A 15,987-nucleotide genomic window follows, 5' to 3' on the forward strand; every position below is an offset into this window, starting at 1 on the left:
TCGAGCCCGCATCCTTCAGGAGAATCCCCCGTTGGCAACGCCTTCCGCCAAACGTCGCCCGTTGCGCTCACGCCTGCGTCGTACCCGTGATCCGTGGCGGGCGCCGCGCGCACGCACGCTGTTCACGCGCCCCGCGACGTCACCGCACCACACGCTGCTGTTCCGTCTCGGCGCGGTCGTGGCGCTGTGCATGCTCGCGTTTCTCGTGCTGTATCTCGATCGCGACGGCCTGCGCGATTCGACCAAGAGCACGCCGATGAACGTCGCCGATCTCGTGTACTTCACGATGGTCACGGTCGCGACGGTCGGCTATGGCGACATCGTGCCGGTCACCGCGCGCGCGCGTCTGATCGATGCGTTCTTCATCGTGCCGATCCGTATCGGCATCTGGTTCATCTTCCTGGGCACGGCGTATCAGTTCGTGATCCAGCGCGTCATCGAGGAATTCCGCATGAAACGCCTGCAGAAGCAGCTGTCCGATCACATCGTCGTGTGCGGCTACGGCCTGTCGGGGTCGATCGCCGTGCGCGAGCTGCTCGAGAGCGGCGTCGATCCGTCGACGATCATCGTGATCGATGCGCAGCAGCAGGCGCTCGAGGCTGCGACGTCGCTCGGCGTGACGGGGCTGCTCGGCGATCCCGCGCATGAAGACCTGCTCCAGCAGGCGCAGGTGCGGGCGGCGAAGGCCGTGATCATCTCGGTGACCGACGATCCGACCGCGATCCTGCTGACGCTGTCGGTGCGCAGCATCGCGCCCGAGACGAAGATCGTCGTGCGGATCCAGGAGAACCTGTATCAGCGGCAGTTGCGGCAGGCGGGCGCGGACGTGATCGTGTCGTCGACGAAGATCGGCGCGCTGCTGCTCGCGGATGCGGTGCATAGCCGCTACATCGTGCCGTTCGTGAACGACATGTTGTCGACGCGCGGGCGGGCGACGCTGGTCGAGCGCGAGGCGTTGCCGCACGAGATCGGCTGCATGACGAACGTCGTGCCGGGCGCGATCGTCGTCGGGCTCGATCGCTGCGGGAAGATTCATTCGTTCTACGAGGATCCGCCGTGCCGGATCGAGACGGGCGATACGCTGGTCGTGATTCAGTCGGCCCGGATTCCGGATCCGGATGTGTGACGCCCGGGTGCGAAACGACCCGCTATCGACGTCCCGACGCCCCGATGCCGCGCCGTGCTCGGTGCATCCCCCGCTTGCCATGCCGTTGCGCCTTTTTTAGTATGAAGTAATCATGTGGTGCGCCCGCGCACACGCTTGATCATCGAGGAGACACATGCAATCCAGGTCGGCGGCTCCCCATACCATCGTCGTGGTCGGTATCGTGATCGCCTGCGCGCTGATGGGTCTGTGCGTGCTGCAGCTGTTCCAGAGCCGCAACGACGCGCGGGAACGGGCGAGCGAAACCTCCCGCAATCTCGGCCTCATCGCCGAGCGCGACATCGAACGCAACTTCGAACTCTACGACCTTTCGCTGCAGGCGGTCATCAACGGCCTCAAACGTTCCGACGTGATGAATGCGTCTCCGAGCCTGCGGCGCTCGGTGCTGTTCGACAATGCGATGACGGCGGAATTTCTCGGCTCGATGCTGGTACTCGATGCCGGCGGCAATATCGTGCTGGATTCGGCCAACGACGTGCCGCGCCGCGGCAATTTCGCCGACCGTAAATACTTCACCGTCCATCGTGACAATCCGGATGCCGGACTCTTTATCAGCGACCCGTTCACGTCGCGCCTGCGTGGCGGGGCGCCCAGCATCGGGCTCACGCGGCGAATCTCGAATCCGGACGGCTCGTTTGGCGGCATCGTGCTCATTGCGGTCAACCTCGAGTATTTCCACAATCTGTTTGCCGGCCTGTCACTGGGGCAGCACGGTTCGATCTCGCTGATCGGCAGCGACGGCGTCATGGTGATGCGTCAGCCGTACGACGTCCATACGATCGGCCGAGACATCAGCCACGCCGCGACCTTCAAGCGGTTTCAGACCGCGCGGGAAGGCGTGTTCTCGGAAACCTCGTCGCTCGACGGAGTGCGCCGGCTCTACTACTTCAGGCACCTGCCGAAGCTGCCGCTGGTGATCATGGTCGCTGAAGCGGAGCAGGACATTTATGCGGCGTGGCGGCACCGGGCCGCGACGATCGGTGGGTTGGTGGCGACGTTCGGCGCTGCCTTCATCGCGGTGTCCGTCATGCTCGGCACGCAACTCCGGCGGCGGATGCGCGCCGAGTCGGAACTCGTGTTGCTCGCCCGCACCGACGGTCTCACCGGGTTGAACAACCGCCGCAGCTTTGGCGAAGTACTGGATCGCGAATGGCGGCGCGCACGGCGATCGCGATCGGTATTTTCGTTGTTGTTCGTCGATGTCGATCGCTTCAAGGCCTATAACGACACCTACGGCCATCAGGCGGGAGACGACGCACTGGCCGCGGTTGCGCGCTGCATCGGCGAGAACATCCGCCGGCCCGCCGATACCGCGGCCCGCTACGGCGGGGAGGAATTCGTCGTGCTGCTCCCCGATACGCCCGAGACGGGCGCCGCCCAGATCGCCGAGCGAATTCGCGCGGCGATCGACGAGCTGGCGCTCGAGCACGCCGGCAGCGAACACGGGCATGTGACCGCCAGTATCGGTCTCGCGAGCTGGACGCCCGACGACGACGTGGAGGCCGGCAGCGTGATCAAGGCCGCCGACGAGGCGTTGTACTACGCGAAGGCGACGGGCCGCAACAAGGTCGCCGCGTTTCAGCCGCCGGCGTGACGCATCGCAGCATTGCCGCCTGAATGTCCGTCTCGTCTGGGGAGGCAAACGAGTTCGCCGCAACGGCGGCCGCCGCGCTACAGTTGACGTCAACCGCAGTCGAACGGCGCGCGACGAGAGGGTCCAACCATGCAACTTCAAACCGGCAACCTGTTCAGCACCGAAGCGGCGCGCGGCGACGACGAACGGATCGACATACTCGTCGCGGGGCCGCGCCTGAACGTCGAGCGCATCGTGTCGATGGGGCACGCGAGTCCCGACGGATTCTGGTATGACGATCCCCGGGCCGAATGGGTCGTGCTGCTGTCAGGCGCGGCCGTGCTCGAATTCGAAGCGGACGCGACGCTGCATGACATGCGCCCCGGCGACCATGTGCTGATCGAACCGCATTGCCGGCATCGCGTCGCGTGGACGCATCCGGAAGAACCGTCGGTCTGGCTCGCGATCTATCACGATCGATGAATCGTGCGGCGGCTTATCGGCTTAGCGGCCTTAGCGGCTTGGCCCGCACCGGCTGAAGCGCTGCTCGATGACGTGGGTTCCCCATTGCGCACCCTCCGATTCGCTGGTCAGCGTAAAGCCGAACGATTCGTACAAATGACGTGCCGAATCCAGGCCCTTGAACGTCCACAGGTAAGTCTCGCCGAACTGCTGCTCGTCGACGAAATGCATCGCGCGCGTCATCAGTTGCCGCCCGATACCGGCGCCGCGCAATGCGTCGTCGACGATGAACCATCGCAAGTGTGCGATTCCCGTGGCCTTGTTCCCGTCTATTGCGACAGAGGCGAGCGCGCGGCCGTTTTCGACATGGAGCCACAGAGCCTTGCCTTCGGCGGGCAGCGTGCCGGCAAATTGCGCGAGTTCGGTCGCGACTTTTTTCTCGAAGAAAGCGCCAAATCCCCAGTGTTCCGAATAGAACCGCGCGTGAAGGCTTGCTATGTCGCCGATACAGCCGGGTTGGTAGCCGTCGACAATGTGCCCGGTGCCCGGATGCCCGGCGCCCGGATTCGGTGCGGGTGGTGCCTCGGCACCGTTGTCTTGCGCGAGCGCATCGCTATACAGCGCGAGCGCGCGGACGAGGGTTTGCTGGTCCGCCGGCACCATCCGGCGTAACGCATTCGACACCTGACGCGTCGCAAACTGGTCGATCTTCTTGCGAAGCTTTTGCCCGTCGGCAGTCAGGCACAACTCGGTCGCACGCGCATCGTCGGGCGAGATGCGGCGCGTCACGAAGCCGGCCGTTTCGAGCCGGGAAAGCTGCCTGCTCGTATTCGACTTGTCCAGACGAAGAATGCTGCCCAGATCTTTCGCGCTGATGCCGGGTGCCATTCCGATTTCAAGAACGGCGTGAACCGCGGAGGGCGCCAGATCGCTATCGGCCAATGTCGCGCGCATGAAACCCAGTTCGCGAACCAGCTTGCGGGAAAAATCGCGCAGCTCGAGGATCGTGGCGTCGCGAGGCTTTGCCGGAATATCGATGAGGTCCATGAGCAGTCCGCGAAAAGTTGCGAGTCGCAAGCAATATTAGTTGCGCCTCGCAACTTGTCAAGGACGATTTTACGTTTCGCCGGTGCGCCGGGAAGCGGGCGGGCTGCGGAGGCCGGCGTGCCGAAACAGCTCGCGGCGCCCCGACTTATCCGCGTCCGACGAACGGCATCGTGGTCGCCATGATCGTCATGTTCAGGATGTTCGTATCCAGCGGAAGGCTTGCCATCTGAACGACCGCGTTCGCGACGTGCGTGACGTCCATGCGCGCCTCGGGCGCCATGCGTCCGTCGGCCTGCAGCACGCCGTCCGTCATCCGGTCGGTGAGCGACGTCGCCGCGTTGCCGATGTCGATCTGACTGCACGCGATGTTGTACGCACGGCCGTCGAGCGCGAGCGACTTGGTGATGCCGGCCACCGCATGCTTGGTGGCCGTATACGCGATCGTGTTCGGGCGCGGCGTATAGGCGGAGATCGAGCCGTTGTTGATGATCCGGCCACCCTGCGGCGTTTGCGTCTTCATCAGGCGCCATGCTGCCCGCGCGCACAGGAAGACGCCCGTCAGGTTCGTCGCGACGACGTCGTTCCACACGTCGAGTTCGTATTCGTCGAGCGGAACGGCCGGCGCGTTGCGGCCGGCGTTGTTGAAGAGGACATCCAGCCGGCCGAACTCGTGCGCGATCCGCGAGAACGCCTGTTCGACCGACGCTTCGTCGGTGACGTCGGCCGGCAGCGCATGTGCGTCGCCATGCCCGGCGGCGATCGTCTCCTTCGTTTCACGCAACGACGCTTCGTTGCGTCCGATCAGCGCGACCGTAAAGCCGGCGTTCGCGAGTGCGATGGCCGCGGCACGACCGATGCCGGATCCCGCGCCCGTGATGGCGGCGAACTTCTGCGAGGCAGACATGGCTTGATTCCTGCGGGTTGAGGTGAGGAAAAGAGGCGACATCGTGCGCCGGGTGAAGCGCCATCGTACCGCGCGTTGCGGGTTGCGCCGCTCGCGCCGCTATTTTTTGCGGGCCGGCGCGGCCTTTCGCGCGCGCGTGCCGGTGTCCGCGAACAGGCTGACCACGACCTCCCGTAGCCACCGGTTGCCTTCGTCCTGGTTCACGCGCGCATGCCACAGCATGTGAATCGGCGCGCCCGGCAGCGTGACCGGCAACGCCCGCCAGCCAAGCGAAAACGGAGCGGCCAGTTGCAGCGCAAGATGTTCCGGCACGGTCGCGATCAGGTCGGTGCGCTGCAGGATATAGCCGACACTCATGAAATGCGGCACCGTCAGCCGCACGCGGCGCTTCACGCGGCGCCGCTTCAGCCAGTCGTCCACCTGCCCGTGACCGGTGCCGGTCGACACCACGACCAGATGCTCGGCATCCCGCCATGCGTCGACCGTCAGCGGCGCGTCTTCGAGCGGATGCCCGCGCCGGAACAGGCACACGTAGCGCTGATCGAACAGCCGGCGCTGATAGAACCCGCCCTGCAGTTGCGGCAGCAGCCCGATCGCGAGGTCGACGCGGCCGTCGGCCATTTCGTCGCTGAGGTTGATACTCGTATTGCGCACCGTGTTGAGCGCGATGCCCGGCGCCGTGCGCGCCAGATGTTCGAGCAACGCAGGCAGGAACACGACTTCGCCGATATCGGTCATACCGATCGTCATCGTGCGCGACGCGCGCAGCGGATCGAAGCCGGTCTCCGGATTGAGCGCGGCATGCAGTGTCGACAGCGCCTGCGCAACCGGTTCGGCCAGCCGCAACGCGAAGGGTGTCGGGACCACGCCGCCCGGCCCGCGCACGAACAGCGGATCGCCGAGCCGGCGGCGCAGCTTCGCGAGCGCGTTGCTGACGCCCGGCTGGCTCATGCTCATCTGCTCGGCGACGGTCGACACGCGCCGCTCCTGCATCAGCCGCTGAAACAGCAACAGCAGGTTGAGGTCGATCTCGCTCAGCTCCATGGTTCGGCGTTGCCTCCCATCATTGCGTTCAGTGATGAAGAAGATTCCCGGCATTTTATTGTGGGATAAGGGTGCTCTGCTGAAAATACCGACACGGCGCCTGCGTTCGACCGGCGCGCCGGGCAGGTCACGCGCGCCGCGGCCTCGACCACTCATCATTTGAATATCGGAGACACGTTCATCATGCAGGCGAACTTGAGGATCGCGATCGTCGGTGCCGGCATCGGCGGCCTGACACTGGCGCTCGCGTTGCGCGAGCAGGGCATCGACGCGCAGCTGTACGAGCAGACCGACGTGCTGCGCGAGGTGGGGGCGGCCGTCGCGCTGTCGGCCAACGCGACGCGCTTCTACGAACGGATGGGATTGCGTCCGGCTTTCGATGCGGTGTGCGCGGAGATTCCGGGTCTCGTCTATCGCGACGGGCGCAGCGGCGCGGTGATCGGCCATCATCGCGGCGAGCCCGACTATCGCCGGCAGTTCGGCGGCTCGTACTGGGGCGTGCACCGCGCGGACCTGCAGGCGATCCTGTCGAAGGCGGTCGGGGTCGAGCAGATTCATCTCGGCCATCGGTTGGTCGACCTCGCGCAGCATCCGGATCGCGTCACGCTGACCTTCGAGAACGGCGAGCGCGTCGACGCCGATCTCGTGATCGGCGCGGACGGCGCGCGTTCGCTCACGCGGCGCTGGATGCTCGGCTACGACGACGTGCTGTATTCGGGTTGCTCGGGCTTTCGCGGCGTGGTGCCGGCCGAGCGGATGAACCTGCTGCCCGATCCCGAGACCATTCAGTTCTGGGTCGGGCCGCACGGGCATCTGCTGCACTATCCGATCGGCGACAACGGCGACCAGAACTTCCTGCTGGTCGAGCGTCATCCGTCGCCGTGGCCGTCACGCGACTGGGTCATGCCGGCGCAGGAGGGCGAGCAGCTGCGCCTGTTCGGGGACTGGCATCCGGCGGTGGTGCAGATGATCACGGCGGTGCCGATCAGCCAGCGCTGGGGGCTGTTTCACCGGCCGCCGCTCGGCCGCTGGAGCCGCGGGCGCGTGACGCTGATCGGTGATGCCGCGCACGCGCTCGTGCCGCATCACGGTCAGGGCGCGAATCAGTCGATCGAGGATGCGATGGTGCTGGCCGCGCAACTGGCGAAGGCCGGGCCCGGCAACTGGCGCGAGGCGCAGGAAGCGTACGAGCGGCTGCGGCGCGGCCGCACGCGCAAGGTGCAGTACGCGTCGATCTCAGCGGCCGACGTGCTGCATCTGCCCGACGGGCCGGCCGCGCAGGCGCGCAATGCGCGTCTCGGCGAGCGCGACAGCGTGCTGCATCACCTGGACTGGATTCACGATTTCGACGCGCTCGCCGATGAACCGGACGAGCGGCAGGGCGGTACGTGGCTTTGAGCTGAAAGACGCGGTGCGATTGGCGCTCGTGTCGGGTGACCGACTGGTATGGCGATTGTGCGGTCGTTCGTCGGGAATTTCGGCGTCCCGTGCGGGCCGGTCACCCGTATCGCGCTCACGCGTGGTCGGCCGCCCGTTCCGCATCGCGCTCGACCGGTTCGATGTCGAGACATCGCGCGGCCGGATGCGCGCACGCATACGCTGCACGATCCGGTGCGGTAGAGGTATCTGCCTCCGTTACTTCACGCACTCCAACGCATACTTCAACCCCTGCCCGAGCAACCCGCGCCACACCTCCCACGTATGCCCGCCGTCGACGATGCGCAGCTCGGCCGCATTCTGCGCGCGGCGCAGGTGCGTGTACAGCACGCTCGACTCGGCCTGGATCGTCAGATCGTCGTCGCCGGCCGCGATGAACATCGGCACGCGCCAGTTGCGCGCGAAATAGCCGCGCATCAGCGCCGGATAATTGAGCTCGTGCCACACGCGCGGATCGAACTGCCGGTCGCCGAACACACCGACATAGCGCGCGGCGGAATTGAGCGGCGGCTCGTTCGCGTAGATCGCGGGGCTCAGCAGCATCGCGCCGCAGAACAGGCCCGGTTCGAGCAGCGAGAAACGCAGCGCGCCGAAGCCGCCCATCGACACGCCGCCGATCGCGCGGCCCGCGCGCTGGTTCGACACCGCGAAGTGCGCTTCGACTTCCGGCAACAGGTCGTTCAGGAACGCGCTCTGCATCTTCTCCTTGCGGTCGACGTACCAGTCGGTGCCGCCTTGCGGCATCACGATCACGACGGGCGGGATCTCGTGGCGCTCGATCAGCGTGTCGGCCGTGGCCTGCAGCCGGCCCTGCGTGATCCAGTCGTTCGCATTGCCGGCATTGCCGTGCAGCAGATACATGACCGGATAGCGCGCGCCTTCCGGGTTGTAGCCGGGCGGCAGATAGACCGTGTACGACCAGTCGCGCTTGAGCGACGCCGAGCGGAACGCGCGCAGCACGACGCTGCTGCCGGGGTTGAGCGGCGGCTCCTGGGTGGCCGGCCCGACGGTTGCGGGCGGAACGATCGCGCCCGGGGGCGCGGACGACCCCGGCGAAACCACGGGCGCGCCCGGCGTGGCGTGGGCGGTGGCGAGGCAGCCGGCGAGCAGGGCGACGGCGAACGGAAGGGCGAGTCGGCGCATGGCGAAACGTTTCAGGAAAGGCGCCCGCTATCGTAGCAGCGGCGCATGACGGCGCGGCGCGTCATGGCCGCGAACGGAACGGGAACGGCAGCCGCGACACCAGCGGCCCGTAGAGTTTTGCGACGAGATACAGCAACCCTGTCGCGACGACGTCGGCGGTCAGGCCGAGCGGCACGTTCAGATAGCCTTCGGTCGCCTGGTAAAGCAACGAGTCGACGGCGAGCGAGATGCCGGTGCCGGCGACGAAGCACAGCAGCCCCTGGCGGCCGATCGTGCCGATCCACGGCATCGCATGCGCGACCTTCTTCATCCACCCGAGGTGCACGAGCTTGGCCGCGAGCCACGCGATCGCGAGAAAGTTCGCGAGCCGCAGCGCGCCGAGGTTCTGCTTGATCGACGGATCGGTCGGGAACGGCTCGATGCGCAGCCGGTAGTACGCGCCGGCCACGACGATCGCGAGCGACGCGGCCGTCAGCAGCCAGCCCTGCGGCTTCGGCGCGAGCGTCTGGTAGACGGGCTGGCAGCGCGCGATCACGCCGAGCACGAACAGGAACTGCCACGCGAACGGGTTGAAGTCCCACGGTGCGCCCTCGACGGTCGGCAGGAAGCGCGCGACGTGCGGCGCCGCGTACCAGAGCGAGCCGCTGAACGCGAGCATCAACCACGGCTGCGTGCGCGCGAGCGGCAGTGCGAGCGGGACGAGCAGCGCGAAGAACGCATACATCGGCAGCACCGACGCGAGATACGGCTGGCGGCGGAACAGCAGGATGTCGCGCAGCGCGGCGAGCGGCTTGTGAAGGAGGCCGTCGAGATCGTTGGTCGGCATGTTCGGACCGTCGATCGAGAACGCGTTGAGCACGGCGGTGATCAGCAGCATCAGGCCGGCCGTCACGAGAAAGGCACGGTAGATCTCGAACGCGCGGCGGATGAAACGCTGACGCGCGGCGGCCTCGTCGTGGCGCTCGGCGAGCGAGTTGTACGCGATGGCGGTGGCGAAGCCGCCGAGGAACACGAACACCTCGGCCGCATCGCACAGCGCGTATGCATGCAGGGTCACGCGCGACAGGATGCTGCCGCCGATGTGGTCGACGACGATCACGAGCAGCACGAGGCCGCGGAAGAAATCGAGCTCGGCGTAGCGGCCGGCCCGGGCTGCGGCGGTCATCGGGCCGCCTGCCGGCGCGTGCCGCGTGCGCGCCCGGCACCGGCCGCGCATGAATCGGGGTGAAGCATGACTTCGTGAAGAAATGACGAATGGATGCGCATTGTGCCACCGATGCGACGCCGTCCGGGTTTACGCCGATGGCGGGCCGATCTGCCGTTGCCGACAAGCCTGATCGGGAAGTCCGCCGAGCAGGGCAGTTGGACCAGCGCAACGCTTTGTGCGCCGCGCCCACGCCCCGATGGACGGGTGGTTTGCGACGTGACACCATTTTGTCCTCGCGGCCGCACACCGCGCAGTCCGCCCTGCGGGCCACCTCTATAAAACAGACGAAACAAGCGCCGGGCGCAACGCCTGCCCGGCAACGGCTCCGGAGAATCCGTCATGAAGAAGCACGTCATTTTTGCCGCCGCGCTGGCAGCGTTCGCCGCGCCGGCCTTCGCGCAGGACAGCGTGACGCTGTACGGCCTGATCGACGAAGGCTTCAACTACACGAACAACGTGAATGTGCATGGAGTCGGAAAAACGGATTACCAGCTGGCGAGCGGCTATGCGCAGGGCAGCCGCTGGGGCCTGAAGGGCAGCGAGGAACTGGGCGGGGGCCTGAAGGCGATCTTCACGCTGGAAAACGGCTTCGACGTGAACAACGGCCGGTTCAACCAGGGCGGCCGGATGTTCGGCCGCCAGGCGTTCGTCGGGCTGAGCGCGTCGCGTTTCGGCACGCTCACCTTCGGCCGCCAGTACGATTCCGTCGTCGACTATCTCGCGCCGCTGACCGCGAACGGCAACTGGGGCGGCACGCTGTTCTCGCACCCGTTCGACAACGACAACACGGACAACTCGTTCCGCGTCAACAACACGGTCAAGTACGCGAGCCCCGACTGGAACGGGCTGTCGTTCGGCGGCACCTACAGCTTCAGCAACAGCACGGGCTTCGCGACCAACCGCCAGTACAGCCTCGGTGCGCAGTATTCGCTCGCCGGGCTGCAGGTCGCGGCCGCGTATCTGCAGGCGAACAGCCCGGGCGTCGGCAACGCGGGCGCGATCGCGGCCGACGACGCGAATTTCGTCGCCGACCGCCTGCGCATCTTCGGCGGCGGCATCAACTATACGTTCGGCCCGGCGACGGTCGGCTTCGTCTATACGAAGACCGACGTGAAGAACCCGGTGTCGACCGTCTACCTGCCGGCGTCGACGTTCTCGGGCCTCGGGCTGACCGCGACGAAGTTCCAGAACTTCGAGATCAACGGCAAGTACCAGCTCACGTCCGATTTCTATCTCGGCGCGCAGTACGTGTACACGGACGGCAAGTTCGACGCCGCGACCGGCTCGTTCAAGCCGAAATACCATACCGTCGGGCTGATGGCCGACTACAGCCTGTCCAAGCGTACCGACGTCTATCTGCAGGGCGCATGGCAGAAAGTCGCCGGCGACAAGACGGGCACCGCGGCCGACGGCGGCTACGTGGTCGGGACGGACGGCCCGTCGTCGTCGTCGAACCAGTTCGCGGTGCGCGCCGCGATCCGCCACAAGTTCTGAGCGCGCGACATCGGGCCGGAGCCTGATCGCCCCGGCGCCGGCTGCGGTCATTCGGCCGGGTGCATGTCGCCGAGCGTGTCCGCGAGCCAGTCGACGAAGATCCGCACCCGCGGCGCCAGATGCCGGCTGTTCGGGAACACGACCGACACCGGCAGCGGCTCGGCATGCCATTCCGGCAGCACCTCGACCAGCGAGCCGTCCTCGAGCAGCGGCGCGAGCCCCTCGCGCGGCGCCTGGATCAATCCCAGTCCCGCGAGACAGCACGCGAGATACGCCTGCGAGCTGTTCACCGCGACGACGCTGCGCATCTTCACGGTCTGCGGCGCGCCCGTATCCATGTCCGCATATTCCCAGTCGAGCTCGCGGCCCGTGCGGCTCGAGAAATAACCGACCGCGACGTGGTCGGGCAGATCGTCCGGCGAGCGTGGCGTGCCGTACCGCGCGAGATACGCGGGCGACGCGCAATTGATCTGCGAGAGCTCGCCGATGCGCCGTGCGACCAGCGACGTGTCCGACAGCACGCCGACCCGCACCGCGCAGTCGATGCCGTCGGCGACGAGGTCGACGAAGCGGTCGGTCGTGCTGAGCACCACGCGCAGGTCGGGATAGCGTGCGTGGAAATCCTGCAGCGCAGGAATCACCTTGTTCAGCGCGAAGCGTTCGGGCAGGTCGACGCGGATCACGCCGCGCGGCGCCGCACCGGCGTCGTCGAACAGCGTCTCGGCATCGTCGAGATCGGCCAGCAGCCGCGTACAGCGCTCGTAGTAGGTGGCGCCCTCGGCGGTCAGCGCGACGCGCCGGGTGGTCCGTTGCAGCAGCCGCACGCGCAGGTGCTTCTCCAGATACTGGACGGCATTGCTGACGGTGGGGCGTGGCAATTGCAGCTGTTCGGCCGCTTTCGTGAAGCTGCCGAGGTGGGCGACGCGCGCAAAGATGCGCATTGCATGCAGATGGTCCATGCGGGATGGGTACGGAGGGGGAATAGCCTCCATTGTTAATCAGCGTCGAATGATTTGGTTGCGCGTTTCGCGTTTATCGCGCGCCGCAATGCGCCGAGAATCCGGTTCATTCACTCACCACCGCAAGGAAACGGACATGGACAAGCGTCAACTGGGCCGCACGGGCCCGCGGGTTTCGGCGATCGCACTCGGCTGCATGGGGATGTCGGATTTCTACGGGCCGGCCGATCGCGACGAAAGCATCGCGACGCTGCATGCGGCGCTCGACAGCGGGATCACGTTGCTCGATACCGGCGACTTCTACGGGATGGGCGACAACGAGATGCTGATCCGCGACGCGCTGCGCGGCCGGACGCGCGACCAGGTGCTGATCAGCGTGAAGTTCGGCGCGCTGCGCGATCCGGCCGGCGCGTTCGCCGGCTACGACGCGCGGCCGGAGGCGATCCGGAACTTCGTCGCGTATTCGCTGAAGCGGCTCGGCACCGACCATATCGACATCTACCGGCCGGCGCGCGTCGATCCGGCGGTGCCGATCGAGGAGACGGTCGGCGCGATCGCCGATCTCGTGAAGGCTGGCTATGTGCGCCATATCGGCCTGTCGGAGCTCGGCGCCGACACGATCCGCCGCGCGGCGGCCGTCGCGCCGATCGCCGACCTGCAGATCGAGTACTCGCTGCTGTCGCGCGGAATCGAGGCGGACATCCTGCCTGTGTGCCGCGAACTCGGGATCGGCGTGACGGCGTACGGCGTGTTGTCGCGCGGGCTGCTCGGCGGCGGCTGGAGCGCGGCACGGCAGGGCGAGCGCGATTTCCGCGCGGCCAGCCCGCGTTTCCAGGGCGAGAATCTCGCGCACAACCTCGCGCTGGTCGACGCACTGCGCGCGATCGCGAACGAGAAGGGCAGCAATCCGGCGCAGGTCGCGATCGCATGGGTGCTGTCGCGCGGCGACGACATCGTGCCGCTGGTCGGCGCGCGCAAGCGCACCCAGCTTCAGGACGCAGTACGCGCCCCTGAGTTGCAACTAACGGTCGATGATCTCGCTCGCATCGAAGCGGCGGTTCCCGCCGGGGCGGCTGCCGGCGAGCGTTATCCGGCCTCGCAGATGGCGCACCTCGACAGCGAGCAGGGACGGGGGCCGGCCCACGGCGCGTGAGCGCCCGGGCGGCGCGCATGGCGGGGTCAGGGCGAACGGGCCCGGATGGACGGGCCCGAGCCAGCCTCAGGCAAAACCAGATGGCGGGCGGTGGCACGGTGGTTCACCATCGGCGCCGTATTCGACCGGACGGAATGCCTTCCATGCAAATTCATACGCTGACGATCATCGTGCTGGTCTTTCTGCTGGCCGGCGCAGTCAAGGGCATGATCGGCCTCGGGTTGCCGACGATCGCGATGGGGCTGCTGACGCTCGCGATGCCGCCATCGGCCGCCGCGAGCCTGCTGCTCGTGCCGTCGTTCATCACCAATGTGTGGCAGTTGTGGCTCGGCCCGGCGTTCGGCCCGTTGCTGCGACGTCTGTGGCCGCTGCTCGCCGGCCTGACGATCGGCACGCTGACGGGCGGGCTGCCAGCGCTCGCGGCCGGCAGTACGTGGACGCACGCGGCGCTCGGCATCGTACTGGTCGCATACGGCTGCTGGGGGCTTGCCGCCGCGCGGCTACCCGCGCCCGGGCGTCACGAGAAGTGGCTGTCGGCCGCAGTCGGCTACCTGACGGGCGTCGTGACGGCCGCGACCGGCGTGTTCGTCGTGCCGGCCGTGCCGTACCTGCAGGCGCTGCGCTTGTCGAAGGACGAGCTGATCCAGGCGCTCGGGCTGTCGTTTACCGCGTCGACGATCGCGCTCGGCCTGCAGTTGCGCGTGACGGGCGCGCTGCAGACCGTCGACCTCGGCGTATCGGCGCTGGCGCTCGTGCCGGCGCTCGCGGGAATGGTCGGCGGGCAATACGCGCGGCGCGTGATGAGCGAGCAGGCGTTCAAGCGCTGCTTCTTCGTCGGGATGATCGCGCTCGGTGCTTACATGGCCGTGACCGGATTGCGGTGAGGATCGGGACGGCCCGTATCGGGACGGCCCGCATCGTCACAGCTGCGCTTCGATCGCGGCCTTGTCGATCACGGACCAGACCTGCCGGATCCTGCCATCGTGAAATTCGTAGAACACGTTCTCGGCGAACGTGACGCGCGTGCCGTCCACGGCGAGCCCCATGAAGGTCCCTTTCGGTGCACAGGCGAAGCGAAGCCGGCAGGCGACGCGCGGCGGTTCGCACACGAGCAGCCGGATTTCGAAATGGAGATCCGGAATGTCGCGGAAATCCTGCTCCAGCATCGCGCGGTAACCGGCCAGGCCGAGCGGCCGGTCGTTGTGGATCACGTTGTCGGCGACGTACTGGCCGAGTGCCGCCCAGTCCTGCCGGTTCAGGCAGTCGATGTATGCGCGGTAGCGCATCGCGAGGTCAGTTGCGGTCATGGCTGCGGTTTCCTCCTCATGTTTCGCGCGGTGGTTCCGGATGGTGATGGTGCGCGCCGTTCAGCGCGGCGGTGTCTCGCCCGACAGATACGACACGAACGCCTGCGTGTATTTCGGCAGCGCATCGAACGATCGCGCGCAGAGCGTCAGCTTGCGGTGGCTCCACGCGTCGGACAGCTCGACGAGCCGCACGTCCATCGTCTGCATCGCGCGCTCGGCCGCATGGCGCGACACGATGCCGATACCCACGCCGCTTTCGATTACGCGGCAGATCGCATCGAAACTCTTCAACTGCACACGGTAGCGAATCCGCTTGCCGAGCGCACGCGCCTGGTCCGCGAGATGGACCTGCAGCGCGCTGCCGTCGGTCAGCCCGATGAAATCCGCATCGGCGATCTCGTCGAACGCGACCTTGTCGCGCGCGGCGAGCGGATGCCCGGCCGGCACGACCGCGATCAGCCAGTCCTCGCGGAACGGCTTCTGTTCGAGCCCGCCGAGCCCGACCGAATCGGCGACGATGCCGACCTCGGCCGTCCTGTTCCGGATCGCATGGACGATCTCCTGGCTCGAGCGCTCCTCCACGCTGATCGACAGTTTCGGATGATGCGGCAGATACGCGGCGAGCGCGTCGGGCAGGTATTCGCTCAGCGACGCCGTGTTGCACAGCAGCCGGATATGCCCGCGCAGCCCCTGGCCGTATTGCTGCAATTCGCCGCGCATGTGGTCGATCTGCTGCAGCACCGTGCGCGCGTGGTGCTCGAGCGCGCGGCCGGCGTCGGTCACCTGGGTGCCCGACTTGGCCCGGTGCAGCAGCGGCACGCCGAGTTCGTCCTCCATCCCGCGGATCCGCTCGCTCGCGGCCTGCAGCGTGATGTGGGTGCGCTCGGCGCCGCCCGTGATCGTGCCGGCCTCGCAGATGTTCAGGAAGAGCCGCAGGTCGGTCAGGTCGAAGCGCATGGTGGGAGCAGGGGGCGCGTAACGATTGGAATGGCCGATACGTTAGCAGGAACCGTCGCGCCGGTCTCAGGCTGGGCTTGAGGCGCCGTTCGCCGCTTCCGCATTTTCGGGGCGGGATCGAAGCCGGATCATGGC

Annotated in this window: 15 protein-coding genes; 7 read left to right on the forward strand and 8 right to left on the reverse strand. The window is 67.0% G+C overall.

Going from position 1 to position 15,987, the window contains the following annotated elements; all coding sequences use genetic code 11:
* Positions 1-31 precede the first annotated feature (31 nt).
* The 3 genes from FFI87_RS22085 to FFI87_RS22095 all read left to right on the forward strand — a co-directional run bounded on the left by FFI87_RS22085 (position 32) and on the right by FFI87_RS22095 (position 3,221).
* Positions 32-1,126: a potassium channel family protein gene (locus tag FFI87_RS22085; protein WP_012366265.1), complete on the forward strand. Its 1,095-nt coding sequence runs from the start codon at positions 32-34 to the stop codon at positions 1,124-1,126.
* 154 nt (positions 1,127-1,280) lie between these two features.
* Complete coding sequence (locus FFI87_RS22090) at positions 1,281-2,759, forward strand: sensor domain-containing diguanylate cyclase (protein WP_138849007.1); 1,479 nt, start codon at positions 1,281-1,283, stop codon at positions 2,757-2,759.
* Between the two features lie 129 nt (positions 2,760-2,888).
* Positions 2,889-3,221, forward strand: coding sequence for a cupin domain-containing protein (locus FFI87_RS22095; protein ID WP_006753233.1), 333 nt, complete (start codon positions 2,889-2,891; stop codon positions 3,219-3,221).
* A 30-nt stretch (positions 3,222-3,251) separates the two neighbouring features.
* On the opposite strand, the gene FFI87_RS22100 is transcribed toward FFI87_RS22095, so the two are convergent.
* The 3 genes from FFI87_RS22100 to FFI87_RS22110 all read right to left on the reverse strand — a co-directional run bounded on the left by FFI87_RS22100 (position 3,252) and on the right by FFI87_RS22110 (position 6,195).
* A complete protein-coding gene (locus FFI87_RS22100; protein ID WP_138849006.1) occupies positions 3,252-4,247 on the reverse strand; it encodes a helix-turn-helix domain-containing GNAT family N-acetyltransferase in 996 nt (331 codons plus the stop codon).
* A gap of 145 nt (positions 4,248-4,392) precedes the next feature.
* Entirely contained in the window at positions 4,393-5,151 is a 759-nt protein-coding gene (locus FFI87_RS22105; RefSeq protein WP_138849005.1) for an SDR family oxidoreductase, read from the reverse strand.
* Between the two features lie 99 nt (positions 5,152-5,250).
* The gene (locus tag FFI87_RS22110) at positions 5,251-6,195 is read right to left on the reverse strand and encodes a LysR family transcriptional regulator (protein WP_138850200.1); all 945 of its coding nucleotides are present in this window, start codon (positions 6,193-6,195) and stop codon (positions 5,251-5,253) included.
* 183 nt (positions 6,196-6,378) lie between these two features.
* On the opposite strand from FFI87_RS22110, the gene FFI87_RS22115 reads away from it, so the two are divergent.
* On the forward strand, positions 6,379-7,593 hold the full coding sequence (locus FFI87_RS22115; RefSeq protein WP_138849004.1) for an FAD-dependent monooxygenase: 1,215 nt from the start codon (positions 6,379-6,381) through the stop codon (positions 7,591-7,593).
* Positions 7,594-7,830: 237 nt separating this feature from the next.
* On the opposite strand, the gene FFI87_RS22120 is transcribed toward FFI87_RS22115, so the two are convergent.
* Positions 7,831-8,775, reverse strand: a complete 945-nt coding sequence (locus FFI87_RS22120) for an alpha/beta hydrolase (RefSeq protein ID WP_138849003.1) — start codon at positions 8,773-8,775, stop codon at positions 7,831-7,833.
* A 61-nt stretch (positions 8,776-8,836) separates the two neighbouring features.
* Positions 8,837-9,940 carry an OpgC domain-containing protein gene (locus FFI87_RS22125; protein WP_012366257.1) on the reverse strand — a complete coding sequence of 368 codons (1,104 nt, stop codon included), beginning with the start codon at positions 9,938-9,940 and terminating at the stop codon, positions 8,837-8,839.
* 381 nt (positions 9,941-10,321) lie between these two features.
* On the opposite strand from FFI87_RS22125, the gene FFI87_RS22130 reads away from it, so the two are divergent.
* On the forward strand, positions 10,322-11,476 hold the full coding sequence (locus FFI87_RS22130) for a porin (protein ID WP_012366256.1): 1,155 nt from the start codon (positions 10,322-10,324) through the stop codon (positions 11,474-11,476).
* A 47-nt stretch (positions 11,477-11,523) separates the two neighbouring features.
* Here FFI87_RS22130 and FFI87_RS22135 read toward each other — a convergent pair whose 3' ends face one another.
* Positions 11,524-12,435: a LysR family transcriptional regulator gene (locus FFI87_RS22135; protein ID WP_138849002.1), complete on the reverse strand. Its 912-nt coding sequence runs from the start codon at positions 12,433-12,435 to the stop codon at positions 11,524-11,526.
* Between the two features lie 136 nt (positions 12,436-12,571).
* Between FFI87_RS22135 and FFI87_RS22140 the strand changes: the two genes are divergently transcribed.
* Complete coding sequence (locus tag FFI87_RS22140) at positions 12,572-13,588, forward strand: aldo/keto reductase (RefSeq protein ID WP_012366254.1); 1,017 nt, start codon at positions 12,572-12,574, stop codon at positions 13,586-13,588.
* Between the two features lie 143 nt (positions 13,589-13,731).
* Complete coding sequence (locus tag FFI87_RS22145; RefSeq protein ID WP_186381759.1) at positions 13,732-14,472, forward strand: sulfite exporter TauE/SafE family protein; 741 nt, start codon at positions 13,732-13,734, stop codon at positions 14,470-14,472.
* Positions 14,473-14,508: 36 nt separating this feature from the next.
* On the opposite strand, the gene FFI87_RS22150 is transcribed toward FFI87_RS22145, so the two are convergent.
* Both FFI87_RS22150 and FFI87_RS22155 read right to left on the reverse strand, forming a co-directional pair.
* Positions 14,509-14,895 (reverse strand): ester cyclase, encoded by a 387-nt coding sequence (locus FFI87_RS22150; protein WP_012366252.1) that lies wholly within the window; start codon positions 14,893-14,895, stop codon positions 14,509-14,511.
* Between the two features lie 60 nt (positions 14,896-14,955).
* Positions 14,956-15,852: a LysR substrate-binding domain-containing protein gene (locus FFI87_RS22155; protein WP_012366251.1), complete on the reverse strand. Its 897-nt coding sequence runs from the start codon at positions 15,850-15,852 to the stop codon at positions 14,956-14,958.
* Positions 15,853-15,987 lie beyond the last annotated feature (135 nt).

The sequence above is a fragment of the Burkholderia sp. KBS0801 genome, assembly GCF_005937855.2.
Taxonomy (GTDB): Bacteria; Pseudomonadota; Gammaproteobacteria; order Burkholderiales; family Burkholderiaceae; genus Burkholderia; species Burkholderia ambifaria.

Coding starts and splice junctions, on each gene's coding strand:
- FFI87_RS22145 (WP_186381759.1), top strand. CDS start 13,732: ATGCAAATTCATACGCTGACGATCATCGTGCTGGTCTTTCTGCTGGCC.
- FFI87_RS22090 (WP_138849007.1), top strand. CDS start 1,281: ATGCAATCCAGGTCGGCGGCTCCCCATACCATCGTCGTGGTCGGTATC.
- FFI87_RS22110 (WP_138850200.1), bottom strand. CDS start 6,195: ATGGAGCTGAGCGAGATCGACCTCAACCTGCTGTTGCTGTTTCAGCGG.
- FFI87_RS22115 (WP_138849004.1), top strand. CDS start 6,379: ATGCAGGCGAACTTGAGGATCGCGATCGTCGGTGCCGGCATCGGCGGC.
- FFI87_RS22130 (WP_012366256.1), top strand. CDS start 10,322: ATGAAGAAGCACGTCATTTTTGCCGCCGCGCTGGCAGCGTTCGCCGCG.
- FFI87_RS22150 (WP_012366252.1), bottom strand. CDS start 14,895: ATGACCGCAACTGACCTCGCGATGCGCTACCGCGCATACATCGACTGC.
- FFI87_RS22125 (WP_012366257.1), bottom strand. CDS start 9,940: ATGACCGCCGCAGCCCGGGCCGGCCGCTACGCCGAGCTCGATTTCTTC.
- FFI87_RS22135 (WP_138849002.1), bottom strand. CDS start 12,435: ATGGACCATCTGCATGCAATGCGCATCTTTGCGCGCGTCGCCCACCTC.
- FFI87_RS22095 (WP_006753233.1), top strand. CDS start 2,889: ATGCAACTTCAAACCGGCAACCTGTTCAGCACCGAAGCGGCGCGCGGC.
- FFI87_RS22140 (WP_012366254.1), top strand. CDS start 12,572: ATGGACAAGCGTCAACTGGGCCGCACGGGCCCGCGGGTTTCGGCGATC.
- FFI87_RS22155 (WP_012366251.1), bottom strand. CDS start 15,852: ATGCGCTTCGACCTGACCGACCTGCGGCTCTTCCTGAACATCTGCGAG.
- FFI87_RS22100 (WP_138849006.1), bottom strand. CDS start 4,247: ATGGACCTCATCGATATTCCGGCAAAGCCTCGCGACGCCACGATCCTC.
- FFI87_RS22105 (WP_138849005.1), bottom strand. CDS start 5,151: ATGTCTGCCTCGCAGAAGTTCGCCGCCATCACGGGCGCGGGATCCGGC.
- FFI87_RS22120 (WP_138849003.1), bottom strand. CDS start 8,775: ATGCGCCGACTCGCCCTTCCGTTCGCCGTCGCCCTGCTCGCCGGCTGC.